17 protein-coding genes are annotated in these 20,938 nt (G+C 33.2%); 15 read left to right on the forward strand and 2 right to left on the reverse strand.

Going from position 1 to position 20,938, the window contains the following annotated elements:
* The first annotated feature begins 2 nt into the window (after positions 1 to 2).
* From sov to tsaB, 15 genes are all read left to right on the forward strand, one after another.
* A complete protein-coding gene (sov, locus tag BMX53_RS06710; RefSeq protein ID WP_074745247.1) occupies positions 3 to 7,493 on the forward strand; it encodes a T9SS outer membrane translocon Sov/SprA in 7,491 nt (2,496 codons plus the stop codon).
* Positions 7,494 to 7,550: 57 nt separating this feature from the next.
* Positions 7,551 to 7,931 carry a glycine cleavage system protein GcvH gene (gene gcvH / locus BMX53_RS06715; RefSeq protein WP_038984331.1) on the forward strand — a complete coding sequence of 127 codons (381 nt, stop codon included), beginning with the start codon at positions 7,551 to 7,553 and terminating at the stop codon, positions 7,929 to 7,931.
* On the forward strand, positions 7,921 to 8,301 hold the full coding sequence (locus BMX53_RS06720) for a VanZ family protein (RefSeq protein WP_038984330.1): 381 nt from the start codon (positions 7,921 to 7,923) through the stop codon (positions 8,299 to 8,301). The genes gcvH and BMX53_RS06720 overlap by 11 nt, the downstream gene beginning before the upstream one ends.
* A gap of 51 nt (positions 8,302 to 8,352) precedes the next feature.
* Positions 8,353 to 9,099: a deoxyribose-phosphate aldolase gene (gene deoC / locus BMX53_RS06725; protein ID WP_038984329.1), complete on the forward strand. Its 747-nt coding sequence runs from the start codon at positions 8,353 to 8,355 to the stop codon at positions 9,097 to 9,099.
* A 391-nt stretch (positions 9,100 to 9,490) separates the two neighbouring features.
* On the forward strand, positions 9,491 to 10,405 hold the full coding sequence (gene cyoE, locus BMX53_RS06730) for a heme o synthase (RefSeq protein WP_074745249.1): 915 nt from the start codon (positions 9,491 to 9,493) through the stop codon (positions 10,403 to 10,405).
* Position 10,406: 1 nt separating this feature from the next.
* On the forward strand, positions 10,407 to 10,991 hold the full coding sequence (locus tag BMX53_RS06735) for a cytochrome c oxidase subunit 3 (protein ID WP_063176232.1): 585 nt from the start codon (positions 10,407 to 10,409) through the stop codon (positions 10,989 to 10,991).
* A 44-nt stretch (positions 10,992 to 11,035) separates the two neighbouring features.
* Entirely contained in the window at positions 11,036 to 12,016 is a 981-nt protein-coding gene (locus tag BMX53_RS06740) for a cytochrome c oxidase subunit 3 (protein WP_063176233.1), read from the forward strand.
* 18 nt (positions 12,017 to 12,034) lie between these two features.
* Positions 12,035 to 12,391, forward strand: a complete 357-nt coding sequence (locus tag BMX53_RS06745; RefSeq protein ID WP_038984325.1) for a cytochrome C oxidase subunit IV family protein — start codon at positions 12,035 to 12,037, stop codon at positions 12,389 to 12,391.
* A 78-nt stretch (positions 12,392 to 12,469) separates the two neighbouring features.
* On the forward strand, positions 12,470 to 13,129 hold the full coding sequence (locus tag BMX53_RS06750; protein WP_244154479.1) for a hypothetical protein: 660 nt from the start codon (positions 12,470 to 12,472) through the stop codon (positions 13,127 to 13,129).
* Between the two features lies 1 nt (position 13,130).
* Positions 13,131 to 13,754: an SCO family protein gene (locus BMX53_RS06755; protein WP_063176235.1), complete on the forward strand. Its 624-nt coding sequence runs from the start codon at positions 13,131 to 13,133 to the stop codon at positions 13,752 to 13,754.
* 10 nt (positions 13,755 to 13,764) lie between these two features.
* A complete protein-coding gene (locus BMX53_RS06760; RefSeq protein ID WP_038984322.1) occupies positions 13,765 to 14,307 on the forward strand; it encodes a DUF420 domain-containing protein in 543 nt (180 codons plus the stop codon).
* A 12-nt stretch (positions 14,308 to 14,319) separates the two neighbouring features.
* A complete protein-coding gene (locus BMX53_RS06765) occupies positions 14,320 to 14,550 on the forward strand; it encodes a hypothetical protein (RefSeq protein WP_074745251.1) in 231 nt (76 codons plus the stop codon).
* Positions 14,551 to 14,627: 77 nt separating this feature from the next.
* Positions 14,628 to 16,064, forward strand: coding sequence for a TolC family protein (locus tag BMX53_RS06770; RefSeq protein WP_074745253.1), 1,437 nt, complete (start codon positions 14,628 to 14,630; stop codon positions 16,062 to 16,064).
* Between the two features lie 6 nt (positions 16,065 to 16,070).
* Positions 16,071 to 17,321: an efflux RND transporter periplasmic adaptor subunit gene (locus tag BMX53_RS06775; protein WP_038984320.1), complete on the forward strand. Its 1,251-nt coding sequence runs from the start codon at positions 16,071 to 16,073 to the stop codon at positions 17,319 to 17,321.
* A 2-nt stretch (positions 17,322 to 17,323) separates the two neighbouring features.
* Positions 17,324 to 17,995, forward strand: coding sequence for a tRNA (adenosine(37)-N6)-threonylcarbamoyltransferase complex dimerization subunit type 1 TsaB (gene tsaB, locus BMX53_RS06780; RefSeq protein ID WP_074745255.1), 672 nt, complete (start codon positions 17,324 to 17,326; stop codon positions 17,993 to 17,995).
* 69 nt (positions 17,996 to 18,064) lie between these two features.
* On the opposite strand, the gene BMX53_RS06785 is transcribed toward tsaB, so the two are convergent.
* On the reverse strand, positions 18,065 to 18,832 hold the full coding sequence (locus BMX53_RS06785) for a mechanosensitive ion channel family protein (RefSeq protein ID WP_074745257.1): 768 nt from the start codon (positions 18,830 to 18,832) through the stop codon (positions 18,065 to 18,067).
* 3 nt (positions 18,833 to 18,835) lie between these two features.
* Positions 18,836 to 20,839: a thioredoxin domain-containing protein gene (locus tag BMX53_RS06790; protein WP_074745259.1), complete on the reverse strand. Its 2,004-nt coding sequence runs from the start codon at positions 20,837 to 20,839 to the stop codon at positions 18,836 to 18,838.
* Positions 20,840 to 20,938 lie beyond the last annotated feature (99 nt).

Consider the following 20,938-nt stretch of genomic DNA (forward strand, 5'->3'; position numbering starts at 1 on the left):
TTTTGAAGGAGCAATTTCCTATATCTAAGTCACTTTTTTTTTGGCTGATTACTTTGTTACTAAGTACACAGGTTTTGTGTGCTCAGAATTTAACAGAGCAACCAGTTGATACACTTAAAACTCAATATGATATTGGGAAAATTGTTATACCTGATCCTAGCCTAATTAAGGAGGCGTATTCTTATGATCCTTATACTGATAGTTATTATTTCACGAAGACTTTTGACGGTTTTAATGTTAACTTTCCTCTTATATTAACTCGAAAAGAATTTGAAGAATTAATTATGCGTGCTGAGCTTCGTAAGTATTTCTTACAGAGGTTTAATGTGATGCATGGGCGTGAAGAAAATGAGGAAGTAACAAGGGATATGTTGCCTCGTTATTACGTTAATTCTAAACTATTCAGCACTATTTTTGGATCGAATACAATTGATGTTAAACCTACAGGATCTGTAGAGTTTGATATGGGAATAAGATATAGCAAACAAGATAATCCTATCATGTCTACTCGTAATCGTAAGAATATGGCGTTTGATTTTAATCAACGTATTAGTATGGGATTACAAGGTATGGTAGGTACACGATTAGCAGTAAATATTAATTACGATACTCAAGCTACGTTTAATTTCCAAAATATGATGAAGTTATCATTTGCTCCTGATGAGGATGATATAGTTCGCAAGGTAGAGGTGGGAAACGTAAGTATGCCAATTAGTGGATCTTTAGTTAGAGGTGCACAAAGCTTGTTTGGGGTGAAAACAGAATTACAATTTGGAAGAACAACTATTACAGGAGTGTTCTCTGAACAAAAATCACAAACTACATCTATTAGAGCTGATGGAGGAGGTACTTTAGAGGAGTTTGAGTTGTTCGCATTAGATTACGACGAAGATAGACACTATTTTTTATCTCAATTCTTTAGAAATAATTACGATGAATCTTTAGAGAAATATCCATTTATAAAAAGTCGAGTTCGTATAACTCGTGTAGAGGTTTGGATTACTAATCGTTATGGTCGTGTAAATCAAGCAGGTAATAATTCGCGTAATATTATAGCTCTTCAAGATTTAGGGGAAGGACGTAATAAAAATGGTAAACCAGATACGGATGTTGTTTCTAAAGCAAGTCCAGATTTTTTTACACTAAACGGTATACCTAATGCATATCCTGATAATGCTAATAATAAGTTTGATCCAGGTCAAATAGGTAGTAATTATTTAACGTCAGCAATTAGATTAAATAGTTCTGGTGCATCTGGATTTACAATTCCTATGCAGGAAGGTAGAGACTTCGTGAGATTAGAAGGAGCACGTAAATTAAATGCAAATGAGTTTACATTTCATCCTCAATTAGGTTATATTTCTTTGAATCAGAAGTTATCTAATGATGAAGTATTAGCGGTTGCATTTCAATATTCTATAGGTGATAAAATATACCAAGTTGGTGAATTTGGTACGGATGGAGGGATGACTGTTCTTCCTCCAGGAACGGATGAGAATAATCCGGAAGTACCTCGTAGTCAATCTTTGATATTAAAAATGTTGAAGAGTAATTTGACTTTAGTAGGAGAGCCTGTGTGGAAACTGATGATGAAAAACATTTATCAGATACCTAATGGTATGTATATTTCACAAGACAAGTTCCGTTTTAATATCCTTTATACAGATCCTAGTCCATTAAATTATATTAGTTCAGTAGATGGGAAACCATTACCAGAAGGAGTGGAACGTACTCCATTATTAAAAGTATTCCACTTAGATAGACTGAATTATACAAATGACCCTCAACAAGGAGGTGATGGATTCTTTGACTTCTTACCAAATAGAGGAATGCAAAATACATATGATCCAAATAATGCTGGTAATATGAATAATGGATACGGAAATAACAATGGTTATGGAAGTAATGGGGGATATGGTAATAACAATAATGGAGGTTATGGGAACAATGGAGGTTTTGGGAATGGATATGGTAATAACAACGGCGGTTATGGTAATAATGGTGGATATGGTAATAACAATAACCAATACAATAGTAACACTTTTGAAGGTATTACAATAGATCCGACTTATGGTCGTATTATCTTTACAACTGTAGAACCTTTTGGTGAACATCTTTATAATCAATTAGCAGATAATTCTCTAGGTGGAGATTATAATAGTACAGAGACTTATAATAAAAATCAATCGAAGTACGTATTTAGAAGTATGTATCGTACAACGAAAACAGAAGCACTTAGAAATCAAAATGAGAAGAATAAGTTCCAATTAAAAGGGAAGTTTTCTAGTCAAATGGGAGAAGGAATTCCTATTGGATCTTTTAATGTAGCTCCAGGTTCGGTTGTTGTTAAAGCGGCAGGACGTGTTCTAGTTGAAGGGGTTGATTATACTGTAGACTATAGTAGAGGTCGTGTAATGATATTAGATCCAGGTTTAAAAGCATCTAATACTCCTATAGAGGTATCTGTTGAAAATAATACAATGTTTGGGCAACAGACTAAACGTTTCTTCGGTATGCATGTTGAGCATAAATTTAGTAAAGATTTTATTGTAGGAGGTACATTCTTACAAATGTCTGAACGTCCATTTACGCATAAGTCTGGTTATGGCCAAGAAGCAGTTAATAATACGATATGGGGATTAAACGCTCAGTATTCAACAGAGGTTCCTTTCTTAACTAGAATGGTAAATAAATTACCAAATATTGATACAGATGTAGAATCAAGGGTTTCTGTTAGAGGTGAATTTGCATATTTACAACCAGGTTCGTCTAAATTAGATCAGATGAATGGAGAAGCTACTTCTTATATAGATGACTTTGAAGGTATGCAATCTGTAATTGATGTTAAATCTCCTATGTCTTGGAAATTATCAAGTGTACCAGTTGGATTTTATGGTTTAAACGAAGTAGAAAAGAATAGTTATGAAGTAGTAGAAGAACCTGCTTATTCATTAGAAGATGGCTTTAGACGATCTAAAATGTCATGGTATACAATAGATCCTACTTTTTACGTTGGTAATAAACCTGCTGGCGTGTCAGACATTGATTTGTCTTCAAATAGAACAAGAAGAATTTATAGCGATGAATTATTCCCGAATAAAGATATAGCATACGGTGAGAGTAGAGTGATTAATACTCTAGACTTAAGTTATTACCCAGAAGAGAGGGGACCTTATAACTTTAATAAGAGTTACTTGACTAATCCAAGATCACTTACGCCTAGAAGAAACTGGGCAGGTATCATGAGAGGATTGACAACAACAAACTTTGAGCAGGCTAATATTGAATTTGTGGAGTTTTGGGTTATGGATCCTTATGTTGGTAAAACTGGAGATACAGCTTCTGAAATTAATACAGGGGAATTGAGATTAAACTTAGGGTTTATTTCAGAAGATGTATTAAGAGATGGACATAAACAGTACGAAAATGGATTGCCTGATACTGGGGCAAATGCTGTAACAACTATAAATACTATCTGGGGTAAGGTGCCTTCAGCTCCTTCATTAGTTTATGCATTTGATAATAATGCAGAAAATAGAAGGTTACAAGACGTCGGTTTAGATGGATTAAATGACGAAGAAGAGAAGTTATTCTTTAAAGACTTTGCTAGTTTTAGTGATCCTGCAGGTGATAACTTTATACATTATCTTGACGCTAGTGGTGGTATCTTAGAGAGATATCGCGATTATAATGGAACTGAAAATAATAGCCCAGCAGGTGGAGGTAGAGCTGGAAATAACCAACCTGATGCAGAGGATATTGATGGAGATAATACGATGAATACTATTAATGCGTATTATGAGTATAAAGTGAATATTAAACCTGGAGCAGCAGTAGGTGATAATTATGTAACTGATGTAAGACAGACAAAAGTTCAATTACCTGATGGTTCTCTATCTGATGTTAGATGGATTCAATATAAAATACCTATTGATACCAAAGGGAAGAAAGTAGGACCTATTGAAGATACTAGATCTATACGTTTTATGCGTATGTATCTAACTGGTTTTGAGAAAGAGGTTACTTTACGTTTTGGAACTTTAAATTTAGTGCGATCTGATTGGAAAAGATATACTAGAAATTTAATCGAAGATGGATCCGGTAATACTGAAGAGAAGTACCCAAATACAAAAGTTGATGTTACTTCTGTTAACCTAACAGATAATTATGATCGTAAACCTATTCCTTATGTTACACCTCCTGGTGTAAGAAGAGAACAAGTGTACATGAATAATACACTGATCAATCAGAATGAGCAGTCTTTATCAGTGAAAGTAACAGATTTAAAACGTGTTCCAGACACACAAATTAAAGGTGATGCAAGAGGTGTATTCAAGAGTTTTAATGTGGACATGCGCCAGTATAAAAAACTGAGAATGTTTATTCACGGAGAATCTTTAGAAGGTGGAGAGAGTACTAGACGTTTACAAGATTATGAAATGGCTGCGTTTATTCGTATTGGTAATGACGTTGTAGAAAACTTCTATGAAATAGAAATACCTCTGAAAATAACTAATGGAGGAGAAACTAATCCTGATAATATTTGGCCTAAAGAAAATGAACTAGATATTCAATTAGATTTATTAGCTAAATTGAAGTTATTAAAAATGGGAGAGGTTGCTTTACCTGGTTTTGATGCTACAAAAACATATTATGTAGATGAAGCTATTTTAGATCCAGGTGCTGTAAATAAACCTAACAAAGTTAAACTAGGTATTAAGGGTAACCCAAACTTTGGAAAAGTGAGAATGATGATGATTGGGGTTAGAAATATTACACCTGGTGCAGAAGAGCTATCAGGAGAGTTCTGGTTTGATGAGCTACGCATGTCGGATATGGATAATAAAGGTGGTTGGGCAGGTACAATGACAGTTGATGCAAACCTAGCTGATTTTGCTAATATATCTATGACAGGTATGAAATCTACAATAGGTTTTGGAGGTTTAGAACAAGGGCCACAACAGCGTAGTCGTGAAGATCGTGTATCGTATAATATTATGACTAATGTTAATCTAGGACAATTATTGCCTAAGAAGTGGGGGATTACCTTACCTTTTAATTATGCGATAAGTGAAGAGTTTATTACACCTGAATATGATCCTGTTAATCCAGATTTAAAACTTAGCTATATTAAGGCAGGAGCGAAGTCATCTGCAGTAGCGGAAGAAGCTGAGAAGAGAGCTATTGATTATACAAAACGTAAGAGTATAAACTTTATTGGTGTAAATAAACAAAGAGGACCAGAACAAAAAAGTCATATTTATGACATAGAAAATGTGACATTGTCACATTCATATAACGAAGTAAGACATCATGATTTTGAGATTGAATCTATGTTGGAACAACAGGTTAGAACTTCATTAGATTATACATATGCTTTCGAGACAAAATCTGTAGAGCCATTTAAGAATATTGGTTTTATGCAGGGTGGTTATTGGGCTCTATTAAAAGATTTTAATTTTAATTATATGCCTACTAATATCTCTTTTAGCTCTAATATTATGCGTCAGTATAATAGACAGGAATATAGATTGTTAGATGTTGAGGGTATCGGCTTAGATCCATTATATAGAAGAAATTATTTCTTTAATTATAATTATGGTTTCAACTTTGATTTGACGAAGTCTCTACGTTTAAGTTATATTGGAGGTAGTAATAATGTGGTACGAAATTATTATGATAGTGTAAATGGTATTGTGGATAATTCGAATACTATTTGGGATGATTATTTTAATGTAGGAGAACCAAATCAGTTTACTCAACAATTTACATTGAATTATGAATTACCATTGAACAAAATTCCATTGTTATCATTCATTAGGTCTACTTATGCATATACTGGTAGTTTTAACTGGCAACGTGCTTCTGAAGCATATTCTAATATTGAAATTGATGGTGTTAATTATAATTTAGGAAATACTATTCAGAATGCTAGAACACAGCGCTTGAATACAACTTTTGGTATGGAAACCCTTTATCGTTATTTAGGTTTAGTAAAAAGTAATGATAGAAGGAAAACTCAATCAAAAGCGAAAAAAGCAGCTATTGTGCCAGGACAAAAGGTAGTTCAATCAACTGAAAATACTAAAAAAGATAGTGCTAAAAAAGAAAAAGGAGAACCGTCAGAATTCGCAATTAAGACTAAGGATTTCTTCATAGGGCTATTGACCTCTGTTAAGAATATACAGGTTAATTATTCAGAGAATAGCGGTACGATGTTGCCTGGGTTCTTGCCAAGTGTTGGTTTCTTTGGAACTAGTAAACCGGATTTAGGATTTGTCTTTGGTAGCCAAGCGGATATTAGGTACAATGCAGCGCGTAGTGGTTATTTAACGGAGTTTCCAGAGATGAATCAACCATACACTACTATCAGTAATAAGACATTAAACCTTAATGCGTCAGTGGTACTTATTCCAGATTTGACTATTGACCTTTATGCTGAGAGAATGAAGTCTGATAATTACTCTGAACAGTTTGTGGTAGAGAATGGTCAATATATGCCTCAAGCACCGTATAGTTATGGGAACTTTAGTATTTCTACTGTAATGATTAAAACAGCTTTCTCTAGTAGTGATTTAATGAATTCTGCTACTTTCGATAGAATGTTAGATAATCGTATTATTGTAGCAAATAGATTAGCAACTGAGAGAGGTATAGATATTACTAATCCAGCTAACCTAGATAGAGAAGGATTCCCAATTGGATATAGTAAAGGAAGTCAAGCTGTACTATTGCCTTCTTTTATCGCAGCTTATGAAGGTAAAGATGCTAATAAGGTTTCGACAGGATTATTTAGAAACATACCATTACCTAACTGGAATTTAAAATACAGAGGATTGATGAAGATTGACTGGTTTAAGGAGCATTTTAAAAATTTCTCTATTAATCATGGATATAGAGCTTCGTATACTTTGGGGTCTTTCAGCTATAATACAGATTACTATAAAGCACCAAATGCAATAAATAAGTATGGAGATTATCCTTCTAAGTACGTAGTTAATAATGCTACAATGTATGAGCAGTTTAATCCATTAGTTCGATTTGATGCAGAGACTAAATCATCTATTAGAATGTCTTTAGAGATGCGAAAAGATAGAATGCTTTCTTTAAGCTTTGACAATAATTTATTAACGGAGACTAATGGAAATGATTTCGTTTTAGGTTTAGGTTATAGAGTAAAAGATGTTGGATTTAACTCTATGTATGCTAATCAAGGTATGGGAGGAAGAATCTCAAGTGATATCAATATCAAGGCAGATTTGACATTAACAAAAAGAGAAACAGTAGTTAGATATTTGGATTATGGAAATAGTCAATCTGGAGGAGGACAGGATATGTGGTCTTTAAGATTAACGGCAGATTATATGTTAAGTAAAAACTTAACTGCTATCTTCTTTTATGATCATTCTTTCTCTAAAGCAGTTATTTCTACTATGTATCCGATTACGAATATTCGTGCAGGATTTACAATGAGATATAATTTTGGAAATTAGTGTTTATTAATTCCACATTATGTAATAATATTATACATTTGCTAAAAACTTATTATAATGAATATACCAGCTAATTTAAAGTACACTAAAGATCACGAGTGGGTAGCTATCGAAGGAGATGTTGCTACAATTGGAATTACTGACTTTGCTCAGAGAGAACTTGGAGACATCGTTTATGTTGAAGTTGAAACATTAGATCAAACTTTAGATAAAGATGAAGTTTTCGGTACTGTAGAAGCAGTTAAAACAGTTTCTGACTTATTCTTACCATTGTCAGGAGAGGTTGTTGAATTTAATGAAGGTTTAGAAACAGAGCCAGAATTAGTAAATACTGATCCTTACGGAGCAGGATGGATGATAAAAGTTAAAGTATCTAATGTAGATGAGATTGCAGATCTATTATCAGATGCACAATATAAAGAATTGATTGGAGCGTAAATTATACTTCGTTATTGGGACACTTTGGACAGTAGTTGTTCTAGCAGCATGTTTACTGAGTAGTGAAACAATTGCGAAAGCACCAAGATTTGATATTCCTTATAAGGACAAACTTGCACATTTTACTTTTTATTTTGTATTTTCCATAATTTGGTTTAAATATTATGTAAAAAGTAACCCAAATACATCTAGAATTAAGTTAAGTATTCGTATCTTTACTATAGCTAGTTTGATGGGTGGAATTGTTGAAGTACTTCAGTATTATTTCACAGCATCTAGAAGTGCCGAATGGGCAGATGAACTAGCGAATTGTTTAGGTAGTTTATTTGGGGTATTACTATGTTTGACTCTTTTTAGAAGAAAGAAATAAAGATTTAAATGACCCCTAATGGGGTCATTTTTTGTTTAATATATTTAGATTATGAGAGACTTAAGGGAATTTATGGATTCTACTTATTTAAAATTAGCTGATCAAGCTGGTTTAACAGAAGTAGAAAATAATCAGGTAGTGGCAGATTTAGTTCAAGAGGCTATCGATGAAAAATTTAAGTTAGCAATGATTCGTCCTGATCAAGTTAAGATGGGACGTAAGATGGTAGATGCAGCGAATTCTAAAGTAGCTATTGGTACTGTTATTGATTTTCCAGAAGGGAATCGTGGGTTAGAAGCTAAATTAGCTGAAGCAAAACAAGCTGTTGCGGATGGAGTTGATGAAATTGATTACGTTGTTGATTACACAGCTTTCCAAAAAGGAGAAGTTGAGCAAGTTAAAAAAGAAGTAGAAGAGTGTACTAGATATGGTTTAGAAGCTGGTAAAGTAGTTAAGTGGATTTTAGAGACTGCTGCATTAACAGATAATCAGATTGTACAATTAACAGCTCTTATCAAAAATGTTGTATTAGCTAAATTCAATGAGAAAGACTACGAGAAAGTATTCGTTAAGTCTTCTACAGGATTCTATAAAACAGAGGGTGGTAAACCTAATGGAGCAACATTAGAAGCAATGGTTTTAATGTTAGAGAACGCAGGTCCTCTTTCAGTAAAAGCTTCAGGTGGAGTGAGAGATAAAGATTTTGCTATTAAGTTAATTGATTTAGGGGTAAAACGTTTAGGTACTTCTTCTGCTAAAGCAATAGTTGAAGGAACAGGTACTGTTGATAACTACTAGAATAATTCTTGGAAAATATGAAGGCACCTTATTTAAGGTGCCTTTTTTTGTTCAGCTAGTTCTGAATTATTTGTATCATTTTGGGGTAACTTGGTTTGTTTATGGTGCTTTGTGTTATATAGAAAGATTTTAAATAGAATAGAAGTTGTTAGTATAACTATAATTAATGTTAAAAAGACGTATTTGATTCGTTTTCTTTATCATAGCAATCGTAGCTGTTTGTGATTATCATCTAAGTATTTTTTGTGAAATGGTTGTTTTATTTGAGTGTTGTTTTTTTAGGTTGCTAATATTTGAAGATATTTTAAAAAACAGGTTAATATAAGCAGCATACGTTGTTTATAGGGTTTGTTTTAAAAATTGAACTATATTTGCACATCATTAAAAATAAATGAAAACAGCTTTGAATTTATCGTCTGAAAAAAGTACGTCAACCTCGTTGTTGGCGGAATTTAAAGAATTAACTAAAATGAGGTTGGCACTCAGTGTAGTTTTTTCTACTATAGCGGGGTATTTTTTGGCTATACCCGATGTTGGAAGTATTGATGTGTATACTATTCTGGCATTAGCTATTGGAGGTTATTGTATGGTAGGAGCTTCTAATGCGTTTAATCAAATTATCGAGAGAGATTTAGATGTGAAGATGACGCGAACAATGAATCGCCCTATACCATCAGGAAGAGTTAAACCTAATGCAGCATTTGTATTAGCATGTACACTAACTATTGCAGGTATTGCTATTTTATATATAGTTAACCCTAAAACTGCAATGTTTGGTGCTATTTCTATTTTCTTATATACGAGTGTTTATACTCCTCTTAAGACTATTACTCCATTATCTGTATTTGTAGGAGCTTTTCCTGGAGCTATACCATTTATGTTAGGATGGGTAGCAGCTACTAATGATTTTGGAATTGAAGCAGGTACACTGTTTATTATCCAATTCTTTTGGCAATTCCCACACTTTTGGGCAATTGGGTGGTTCTTATATGATGATTATAAAAAAGGAGGATTCTCTATGTTACCTACAGGTCAAAGGGATACTAAAACTGCAACACAAATCATCTTATATACTATTTGGTTAATTATTGCTTCAGTTTTTCCAGTATTTGGAGTTACAGGACGTTTATATTTAACACCAGTTTCTGCTGTATTAGTATTATTAGCTGGTTTATGGATGTTATGGGCAGGAATTAAACTGTATAAGAAGAGAACTGATAAAGCAGCGCGTTCACTTATGTTAGTAAGTGTGACGTATATCTCTTTAATACAGATAATCTATATACTTGATAAAATTTTAAGATAACATGGAGGATTTAACAGTTCAAGAACAATACGAAAGAAAAGGGAAGGCATTGAAAGTAATGATGCTTTTCGGTATTGGGAGTATCATGATGGTATTTGCGGGTCTTACTAGTGCATATGTTGTTAGTAAGTCACGACCAGATTGGTTAGCAGACTTCCAATTGCCAAATTCTTTTTTATATAGTACATTAGCAATTGTGTTGAGTAGTATTACTTTTCACCTTGCTTTTAAAGCGATAAAGAACAATGATCGCAATAAAACGACTACTTATCTAGTTTCTACTTTGATTTTAGGATTGTTATTCGTTTTTTTGCAGTTCAAAGGCTTTAATGAAGTAATATCTATGGGATATTTCTTCACTGGAAGTGAAAGTACAATCACAACATCATTTTTGTATGTAATAGTTATTGTACACATTGCTCACTTAGCAGGAGGGCTTTTGGCATTATTGTATGTAATTTATAATCATTTTAAACAAAAGTACAATTCGCAGCAATATATTGGTATTGAATTGTGTGCATGGTTTTGGCACTTTTTAGACTTATTGTGGATTTATTTGTTTTTATTTTTTACATTCTTTAAATAAAAAAAATAAACTAAATTTGAAAACTTTATAACTAACAACATTTTATGGGAGCGACAGTTACTACAGCAGCTACTAAAGAAACTACTTGGGGTGGAGGAAATGAGCCTCTTAAAGTAAGCTATGGTAAAATGATGATGTGGTATTTCATATTATCAGATTCATTAACTTTTTGTGGATTCCTTGTAGGATACGGGTTTACTCGTTACAAATTCATGGATACTTGGCCTATTGCAGACGAAGTATTTAATCACTTTCCATTTTTACATGGTGTAGATGCACCAATGTACTATGTGGCATTGATGACTTTTATTTTGATCTTCTCTTCAGTTACTATGGTTTTAGCTGTTGATGCAGGACACCAAATGAAGAAAAATAAAGTTGCAGTTTACATGTTCATGACTATTATCGGAGGATTAGTATTCTTGGGGTCTCAAGCATGGGAATGGAAAAACTTTATTAGCGGAACTTATGGAGCAGTTGAGACTAGAGGAGGTTCTATCTTACAGTTCGTAGGTGAAGATGGTAAACAAATTGCATTAGCTGATTTTGCTAAAGTTGATCCAAACAGAGATGAGGCGACTTTGACAAGAGCAAAAGGAACTTGGTTCGTTAAAGGAGCAGAGGCAACTACTTATTCAATTGCTGAAGTAAAAGCTGGTTTCGAAGCTAATCCAAACGTGAGAATCAGAACTCAATTAACTACTGACACTAAGCACAAAGAAATTTTAACTAGAGAAGAGTCTGTTAAACGTCTTGAAGATGCTGTATTAGTAGTAGAAGGAGCTAACTTAATCCGCAACGAGTATGGACACAAAACTTTTGCTGATTTCTTCTTCTTCATTACTGGATTCCACGGATTCCACGTATTTACAGGAATTTTAATCAACGTAGTAATATTCTTCAACGTATTATTAGGTACTTACCAAAGAAGAGGTACTTATGAAATGGTTGAAAAAGGAGGATTATACTGGCACTTTGTGGATTTAGTATGGGTGTTTGTATTTACATTCTTCTATTTAGTTTAATTTTTAAAAATAAGAAAAATGGCAGCAGAAGGAGCACATCATTCAAATACAAAGAGAATCTGGACAGTATTCGTAATCATGTCTTTAGTTACTCTAGTAGAGGTTGTTTTAGGTATTATTAAACCAGCATCTCTACACCACGTTCATATTTTTGGATTGAGTTTATTAAACTATATTTTCATTATTTTAACTATCGTTAAGGCATACTACATTATGTGGGCATTTATGCACTTAGAACAAGAAAAATCAGCTTTCAGATGGTCTGTAGCAGGTATTCTAACTTTCTTATGTGTTTACTTAATTGCTCTTGTTTTGACAGAAGGTAATTATATCTATGAAGTATTCCATAACTCACAATATAAGTGGATATTTTAATAACATATTATATATTTTAAAGGCGGTTTATTGACCGCCTTTTTTTATTTTTGTTAGTTAAGTCAACAATTATTTAAAATGAAGAAATATTTAATTCTTACGTTGCTTTTTGTGATGCCTATTTGTGCATATTTGTTCTTTGCAACGGGTGTTAATCAGTTTAAACGTTTACCTGTAATTACTGAAGAAGTAAATGATTTACCTAAGGGAAAAGACTTCTTAAATAAGAACCCATCTTTAAATGGTAAGATTACAGTTTTAGGTTTTCCAGGCGCACATTTATTTAAGGATAAAGGTGATGCTTTTAACTTAAATCAAAAGATATATAATAAATATAGAGAGTTTGAAGACTTTCAATTGATTATGGTATTGCCATATGGTAGTGAGGCTGAAGCTCAGAAAGTAGTGGATGAGTTAAGTCCTATCTCTGATATGTCTAATTGGAATTATCTATTCTTAAAACCAGAAGAAATCCAAGAGTTTTATAATTCACTAGGTCTGGTAGGTAAGTTAGATAGCGATATGGCTACTACTAATGTTTATATCATCGATAAAGATCGTAAACTTCGTGGTCGTAAAGGGAGTAATAAAGTTGGAGATTATGAATATAAAGAAGGTTATTCAACAATCTCTGCCGCAGAGTTACATAATGATATGATGGACGACGTTAAAGTTGTTTTAGCAGAGTATCGTATGGCATTAAAAGAGTATAAGAAAATAAATTCTAAAAAGGAATAGTATGAAGGATAAGTCATATATCTGGATCTCATTGGTGATCTTAGTATTTGGTATTTGGGCTGTGCCTAAGATTATTAAAAAGTTTGAGAAGGCTGACCTTATGGTTATAGGTACTGCTCCTCAATTTGAATTAGTTGATCAAAATAATAAGACTATAAATAATAATAGTTATAAAGGTAAAGTGTATGTTGTAGAGTTCTTCTTTGCTAATTGCCCAACTATCTGTCCTATTATGAATGCTAATATGATGAAACTACAGGAGACGTTTTATGGTAAAATGGACTTTGGTATCGCATCTATTACTATTGACCCTACTAGAGATACTGTTGAAGCTCTTAAAGCACATGCAGATGGATTAGGAGTAAAGAATCCTTACTGGCATATGATGACAGGTGATGCTAAATACATTTATGATATAGCGAAGAAGTTTAATATGTATACAGGAGTTAATCCTGATGCACCTGGTGGATTTGAACACTCTGGATTATTTGCATTAGTTGATAAAGAAGGTAATATCCGCAGTCGTAAAGACGAGCATGGAAACCCAGTAGTATACTATGATGGTACTTCTGATGAAGGAATTAAATGGTTAAAAGAGGATATTAAAGCATTATTAGACGAATAAATTATTAAAAATGGAATCAAATACAGAACAAAAATATAATAAGTGGATATGGATATTATCTATTGTAATACCTGTCGTAGTAGCTATTTTATTTGGAGTTAATTTACAGAAACTAGGTTATGATGTTAAACCTTTATCTTTCTTACCTCCTATCTATGCTACCATAAATGGACTTACTGCAGTATTATTATTTCTTGCTGTAGCAGCTATCAAGAAAGGGAATAAACAATTACATGAACGTTTAATTAAATGTTGTATTGCTTGTTCAGTAGCTTTCTTAGCTATGTATGTTGCATACCACATGACATCTATTGAGACTAAGTTTGGAGGAGAGGGAATCATCAGATATGTTTATTTCTTTATTCTTATTACACATATATTATTGTCTATCATTATTATTCCTTTTGTGTTGTTTACATTCGTACGTGGTATTTCAGGATCTTATGCAAGACATAAAAAATTAGCACGTATTACATATCCTATGTGGATGTATGTAGCAGTGACAGGAGTAATCGTATATTTAATGATTTCTCCATATTATATTAACGCATAATATTTAGTAAATATGAAAAAGTTAGGTTGGGGACTTGTTTTCTCTTTCTTGCTTTTCTCTTACGATGTTTCAGCTCAATGTGCAATGTGTAGAGCTACACTAGAGACTGAGGATGGAGGAGTAAAAGCTGAAGCTGTAAATGATGGAATTGTTTATTTGATGATATTCCCATATTTATTAGTAGGATTAGCAATGTACTTTAGTTATAAAGTCTATAAAAACAAAAGAAATACAAAATCATAATAGAAAACCGCTAATATTAGCGGTTTTTTTTATTACTTTATACTTGATAACTAAATTATTAATCAATATAAAGCTAAATGAAACGCTTACTATTAACTATAGCGACAATCTTTATCTCGTCTAGTAGTATGTCTATATATGGACAGGAGAATACTCTATGGTCACTAGAGAAGTGTATTGATTATGCTATTCAGCACAACATACGTATTAAGCAATACGAATTAGATGAACAAAGTGCTGATATAAATAAGGATATTGTAATAGGGAGTTTTATGCCTAGTGTTAATTTGACTGGTAATCATTCTTGGACTATTGCAGATCAACCGAATCAAATAACTAGCAATATAGAAAGCCAAACTATACAGAGTACCACTCTGGGTCTAGGTATGAATGTAGATCTGTATAATGGATCAAAGAAACAGAATACATTGGTTAAAGCTAGGTTGTCGCATTTGGCTTCTCAGTATCAACTTCAAAAGATGAAGGAAGATATCGCTCTTAATGTGATTAATTCATACTTACAAATCCTGTTTAATAAAGAATTGGTTAAAACGAATAAACAGCAATTAGAATACGATAAGAGTCAAGAAGAACGTACTCAAGAACTAGTGAATGCTGGTGTAGTCCCTAGAGGAGATCTATTAGAAGCACAAGCAACAGTAGCTGTGGCAACGCAACGACTAATTATTTCTCAGAATGAATTAGTGATGGCTAGGTTAAACTTAGCACAGCTATTACAGATTACATCTTATGAATCTTTTGATGTTGTAGATAAAGATTACGAGATAGGAGAATCTAAAATGTTGGCTCATACAGCTCAAGATATTTCGGATAGAGCAGCAGAAAGCCTTACAGACTTAAAAACAGCGGATGTTAATGTACATATAGCAGAACAAGATGTTAAGATAGCTAAGTCTGCTTATAGTCCTTCTCTACAAGCCTTTTATAACTTAGGAACGAATATCAATTATCAGGATCGATTAATAGGTATGGAATTATTACCTAGTACAAGTGAGATTGGATATGTAGAAGGATCTAATCAGCGAGTATTAAGAAATAATAGTATGGCTATTTATGGAGGCCCTAATTCGTTCTTTAACCAGTTTAGTGACAACTTTAATTCCAATTTCGGAGTTAGTCTAAGGGTTCCAATATTTAATGGTTTTTCGACTAAGAATAATGTGAAGTTAAAGAAGTTAATGCTTAAACAGATAGAAAATGAACGAGAAGTAAAAGCATTAAATCTAGAACAATTAGTATTTAAAGCATACACAGATACAGAAAGTGCTTTAAAGAAATACGAAGCAAGTAATATTAGTTTAGAAGCTAGAAAGCTTTCTTTACAATATGCTAAGGAACGCTATTCTGTAGGAATGATAAGTATCTTTGATTTAAATCAGAATCAAAACTTATATGTGTCAGCTCAGTCTGACTTATTAAGGTCTAAGTATGAATATATTTTTAAGACCAAGATACTAGAGTACTATTTTGGTATTCCATTATTTAAAAACTAAGATGTTATGAAGAAAAAATATATTGTAATAGTAGTTGTTATTCTTATCATTGGTTTTCTGTTGAGTAAGTTTGCATTTGGCAATAAAGAAGAAGCTACTATTGTTGAGACTGTGGAATTAGACAAATCTAATATTATAGAGACTGTCTCTGGTACAGGTAAGATACAACCAGAAATAGAGATTAAAATATCTTCAGAAGTATCTGGAGAAATCATAAATTTGCCAATCAAAGAAGGGCAAGTAGTTCATAAAGGTGATTTGTTGGTGGTAATTAACCCTGACTTATATACTTCTGCTATGAATAGAATGGATGCTATGCTAGCTACTAGTAAGGCAGGTTTATCTCAAGCAGAAGCACAATTGAAAGAGACGAAGTCCAACTATGATAGAAATAGTAAGTTATATGATAAGGGAGTAATCTCTAGATCTGAATGGGATCAAGTAGTACGTGCTTATGAAGTAGCAAAGGCAGCACAGACATCTGCATATTACAATGTAGAGAGTGCTAAGGCAGCGTTAGCAGAGTCAAAGGGGAACTTGCTTCGTACCACGATTTATGCACCAGCTTATGGGACTATATCTAAAGTGAATGTAGAATTAGGAGAGCGTGTATTAGGAACGCAACAGATGGCGGGTACTGAGATATTACGAGTAGCTAACTTAAGTAGTATGGAGGTAGAAGTAGATATAAATGAGAATGACATCGTTAAGGTAAAGCTAGGTGATGAGACTCGTATTAATGTAGATGCTTATCTTAAGAAAGAGTTTAGAGGAGTAGTAACTAGTATTTCTAATTCAGCTTCAAATACAACCTTAGCAGCTGATCAAGTGACTACGTTTAAGGTAAAGATTAAAGTGCTTAAGGAGTCTTATGAAGACTTGCTTAATAAGGATATAGAGAACTATTCTCCTTTTAGACCTGGAATGACTGCAGCAGTAGATATTATTACTAATGTTAAGAATGATATATTAGCTGTACCTATTAGTGCTGTGGTAATGAAGACACCAACAGATACTGTAGTAGATAAGACTGAAGGTAAGAAGGTATTTGACAAAGAACTGATGCGTGAAGCAGTCTTTGTGAATGATAAAGGAGTTGCTAAACTAAGGTTTGTGAAGACAGGTATACAAGATGATACTAATATTCAGATCATATCAGGATTAAAGAAAGATGATGTAATTATTACAGGACCATATTCGACTGTAAGTAGAACGCTTCAACACGGAGCGAAAGTAGAAGTAGAAAGTAAAAAATAACAATGATAACGATTTTATCTATTGAGACAGCAACTAAGAATTGTTCTGTTTCATTATCAGTAACTGGAGAAGTAATAGCATGTAAAGAAATTGCAGAAGAGAACTTTTCTCACGCAGAGAAACTACATGTTTTTATAGAAGAGTTATTAAAAGAAAATAACAAAACACTAAAAGATCTATCAGCTATTGCTATTAGCCAAGGGCCGGGTTCATATACAGGTTTGCGTATTGGTGTATCTTCTGTAAAGGGATTGTGTTATGGATTATCTATTCCATTAATAGCCTTAGATACATTAGAAATTTTAGCTAGACAAATTAAGGTAGAACAAGGATATATTGTACCTATGTTAGATGCACGTAGAATGGAAGTATTCTCAGTGCTTTTTGATAAAGATTATGTAAGACAAGGAGATATTGAAGCTATCGTTATAGATGAAAACTCATTCTCTAAACATGCAGACAGTACCTTACATCTAATAGGTGATGGAGCTATGAAGTGCCAGGAAGTACTATCAGGAGATAACTTTGTGTATTATCCAGAAGTAACTTATCCATCTGCACGTGAGATGGGAGAGATGGCATATCAGAAGTATTTAAAAGAAGATTTTGTAGACGTAGCTTACTTTGAGCCATTCTACTTAAAAGACTTCGTATTAATACAAAAGAAAAAATAAGACAATAAAAAAAGACGGTTAACAAGTTGAATTGTTAACCGTCTTTTTTTATTATAAGGATACAACAGATTACATAGCATCACTTATTTTTCTTGCTTTTAAGAGCACATAAGAGCAGGCTGTAGTGTAATTGTCATTCTCTACCCACACTTGTACAGTGTAAGTAATTTTAGTATCTAGTAATTCTTTTATCAGGATACGAGGTTTTGGTTGTGATAATACCTTATCATACTTATCTAACTCCTCTTGTAGTTTTTCTATAAATAGTGTTGTGTTTTTTAATAGCGTTGTTTGTACAGCTATCTCAGCACGTCTTAGATTATTCTGAGTAATATTCTTAATCTTTCCATTAGACAATACCCCATTAGGAATGTAGACTACATTGTTTTGATATGTTAATATCTGTGTAGAGAAGATATGGATGGTCAATACCTTGCCTGATTCTCCTTGAGCCTCTATAACATCTCCAATTCTAAAAGGTTTGAATAGAATAATCAATACACCTCCAGCGAAGTTGCTTAACGATCCTTGTAGTGACAGACCTATGGCTAAACTCATCGCACCAATAATTGCTACGAATGAACTAGTCTGTATTCCTAGTTTGGAAGCAATGATGACAAATAATAAAATGCGCATTCCCCAAATCAACATATCTAATATGAAGCTAGAGAAAGTAGGATCAATGTTCTTTTTCAGAAATATCTTCTTAGCTAATCTTTGTAAGAAGCGTATCATCCATAATCCCAATCCTAAGATAAATAGCGAAGTCACTATCTCTGGGATATAAGTGATAATATCTTCTATATATTTAGACAGTAATGTATCTAGTTTTTGCATGTTTTATAAACTGTATTGTTCTAATTTCGAGTTATCTGCACTAGGGGCCTGACAGGCATTATTCATACAAAGGTAATGAACAGTCTCCTCATTAACCACATATTTAGATAGATAAGGAATACTCGAATTACCGTCCATATTAAATACAAAAGCTCTAGAGATTACCTTACTACGTGTATTTAAATTATCTTTTAGAGAATCTTTACCTACCCAAGTTAGTTCCATTGGTTGCTGTAGATATAGCTGTACTAGTAACCAATGAGAGTAAGCAGATGGATAATCTATCATAGATAGCATAGTTTCTGTCATATTAGTAGCTAACTCTGTATAATAGGTATGTTCATATAGAACTCCTAGTTTTAGCAAGTTCATAGCCATAATAGCATTAGACGAAGGAATAACATTGTCTTCAGTCTCTATAGCAGGAGTGATCACGTCATCACTAGAGTACTTACTAAAGTAAAAGAATTTACTTTTGTGATCTAAGAAGTGGTCTAGTGTATAGTCCGTGATATTCTTTGCTGTGCTAATATAATGTTCTTCACCAGTGTGTTCAAATAGATTAATCAATGCCTGTATATAGAAAGCATAGTCATCTAAGAAGGCTTCTATCTTGGCATCACCATTTTTATAAGTACGCAATAGACCTAATTCTTCATTCCATAGTTTGTTTTGGATAAATGAATAGTTCTCTTCAGCTAATTTTAGATATTTTGTATTAGCTGTAGCTGTATAAGCATCTAGTAGACCAGAGATATACATAGCATTCCATGAGGTCAATGTCTTATCATCTAGTCTAGGTTTCGCTCTATGACTTCTATAAGTATTAAGTAAGTTTTCCCAATTGCTCTTTTTCTCTTTTAATAGTTCTAATGAGATATTGTATTCTTGAGCAATAGTCTCTAGTGGTTGAGTTTGTATCAATACATAATGATCTTCTTCCCAATGTCCAAAAGAGTTGATATTAAATACTGTACTAAATAGATCAAAATCCTCTTTGATAAGAGATTTTAATTCTTCTATAGTCCATACATAATACGCTCCCTCTTCTAAGTGATCTTGTTGGTTAAGACTATCAGCATCTAATGCAGAATAATAACCTCCCTCTCCATTAGCCCAATTCGTAGAAATGAAGTTAATCGTTTTATCAATAATTTCTTTATATAACTCATCTTTAGTACGCTTATACCCATCAGCATATACAGATAGCAACTGTGCATTGTCATAAAGCATTTTTTCAAAGTGAGGCACGTGCCATTTATGATCTACAGCATATCTAGAGAAACCACCTTCTACAGTATCAAATATTCCACCCCACGCCATGCGAGTTAATGTCAAGTCAATATAATCTAGCAAGGTTTGGTCTTGATGTAAGACCGCTTTTTTCTGTAGATAAAGTAAGTTAGTAGGCATCATAAATTTTGGGGCTCTATCATATCCTCCGTATTCCCAATCAAAGCTTCTCTTCCACGTATCTAGTAGAATGTCTATATTAAATCTAGACTCTTCTTGTGCTGCAGGAGCTTGGCTCAGAATAGTAATCCCTTCATTTAATTGATTAGCGAAATCTAATACAGTATCTTTTTTTTCTTGATAGAGCTTATTTAACTGAAACAATGAATCTACCCAAGCGTCCTTTCTGAAGTAAGTCCCACCCCAGATAGGTTTACCATCAGGTAAGCATACCACATTAAGAGGCCATCCTCCTTGTTTAGTCATAATCTGTACAGCCTTCATATAGAAGTTGTCTAGATGAGGAAGTTCTTCTCTATCCACTTTAATCGAAATAAAGTGAGTGTTCATTACATCAGCGACATCTTCATTTTCGAAGCTTTCATGTTCCATTACATGACACCAGTGACACGTAGAATAGCCAATACTCACTATGATAAGCTTGTCTTGCTGTTGAGCGAGTGTTAAAGTTTCCTTATTCCACGCTTTCCAATGTATGGGGTTATTAGCGTGTTGTAATAAGTAAGGGCTTGATTCTAAGTGTAGTGTGTTCATATTGAGTTTTAATTGTTCTTGTTGAATAACAAAAGTAGTCAATTGTATCCTATCCTAAAAAAGATTAATTCGCATTAATAACGTTCGCTTAACATCGGA

The organism is Myroides marinus, assembly GCF_900109075.1.
Classification (GTDB): Bacteria; Bacteroidota; Bacteroidia; order Flavobacteriales; family Flavobacteriaceae; genus Flavobacterium; species Flavobacterium marinum_A.

What these genes read in the sequence shown, in the direction of transcription:
- deoC (WP_038984329.1), top strand. Translation starts at nt 8,353, where the DNA reads ATGAGAGACTTAAGGGAATTTATGGATTCTACTTATTTAAAATTAGCT.
- tsaB (WP_074745255.1), top strand. Translation starts at nt 17,324, where the DNA reads ATGATAACGATTTTATCTATTGAGACAGCAACTAAGAATTGTTCTGTT.
- BMX53_RS06745 (WP_038984325.1), top strand. Translation starts at nt 12,035, where the DNA reads ATGGCAGCAGAAGGAGCACATCATTCAAATACAAAGAGAATCTGGACA.
- BMX53_RS06775 (WP_038984320.1), top strand. Translation starts at nt 16,071, where the DNA reads ATGAAGAAAAAATATATTGTAATAGTAGTTGTTATTCTTATCATTGGT.
- BMX53_RS06770 (WP_074745253.1), top strand. Translation starts at nt 14,628, where the DNA reads ATGAAACGCTTACTATTAACTATAGCGACAATCTTTATCTCGTCTAGT.
- BMX53_RS06750 (WP_244154479.1), top strand. Translation starts at nt 12,470, where the DNA reads ATGAAGAAATATTTAATTCTTACGTTGCTTTTTGTGATGCCTATTTGT.
- BMX53_RS06760 (WP_038984322.1), top strand. Translation starts at nt 13,765, where the DNA reads ATGGAATCAAATACAGAACAAAAATATAATAAGTGGATATGGATATTA.
- BMX53_RS06740 (WP_063176233.1), top strand. Translation starts at nt 11,036, where the DNA reads ATGGGAGCGACAGTTACTACAGCAGCTACTAAAGAAACTACTTGGGGT.
- cyoE (WP_074745249.1), top strand. Translation starts at nt 9,491, where the DNA reads ATGAAAACAGCTTTGAATTTATCGTCTGAAAAAAGTACGTCAACCTCG.
- BMX53_RS06785 (WP_074745257.1), bottom strand. Translation starts at nt 18,832, where the DNA reads ATGCAAAAACTAGATACATTACTGTCTAAATATATAGAAGATATTATC.
- BMX53_RS06790 (WP_074745259.1), bottom strand. Translation starts at nt 20,839, where the DNA reads ATGAACACACTACACTTAGAATCAAGCCCTTACTTATTACAACACGCT.
- BMX53_RS06755 (WP_063176235.1), top strand. Translation starts at nt 13,131, where the DNA reads ATGAAGGATAAGTCATATATCTGGATCTCATTGGTGATCTTAGTATTT.
- BMX53_RS06765 (WP_074745251.1), top strand. Translation starts at nt 14,320, where the DNA reads ATGAAAAAGTTAGGTTGGGGACTTGTTTTCTCTTTCTTGCTTTTCTCT.
- gcvH (WP_038984331.1), top strand. Translation starts at nt 7,551, where the DNA reads ATGAATATACCAGCTAATTTAAAGTACACTAAAGATCACGAGTGGGTA.
- BMX53_RS06735 (WP_063176232.1), top strand. Translation starts at nt 10,407, where the DNA reads ATGGAGGATTTAACAGTTCAAGAACAATACGAAAGAAAAGGGAAGGCA.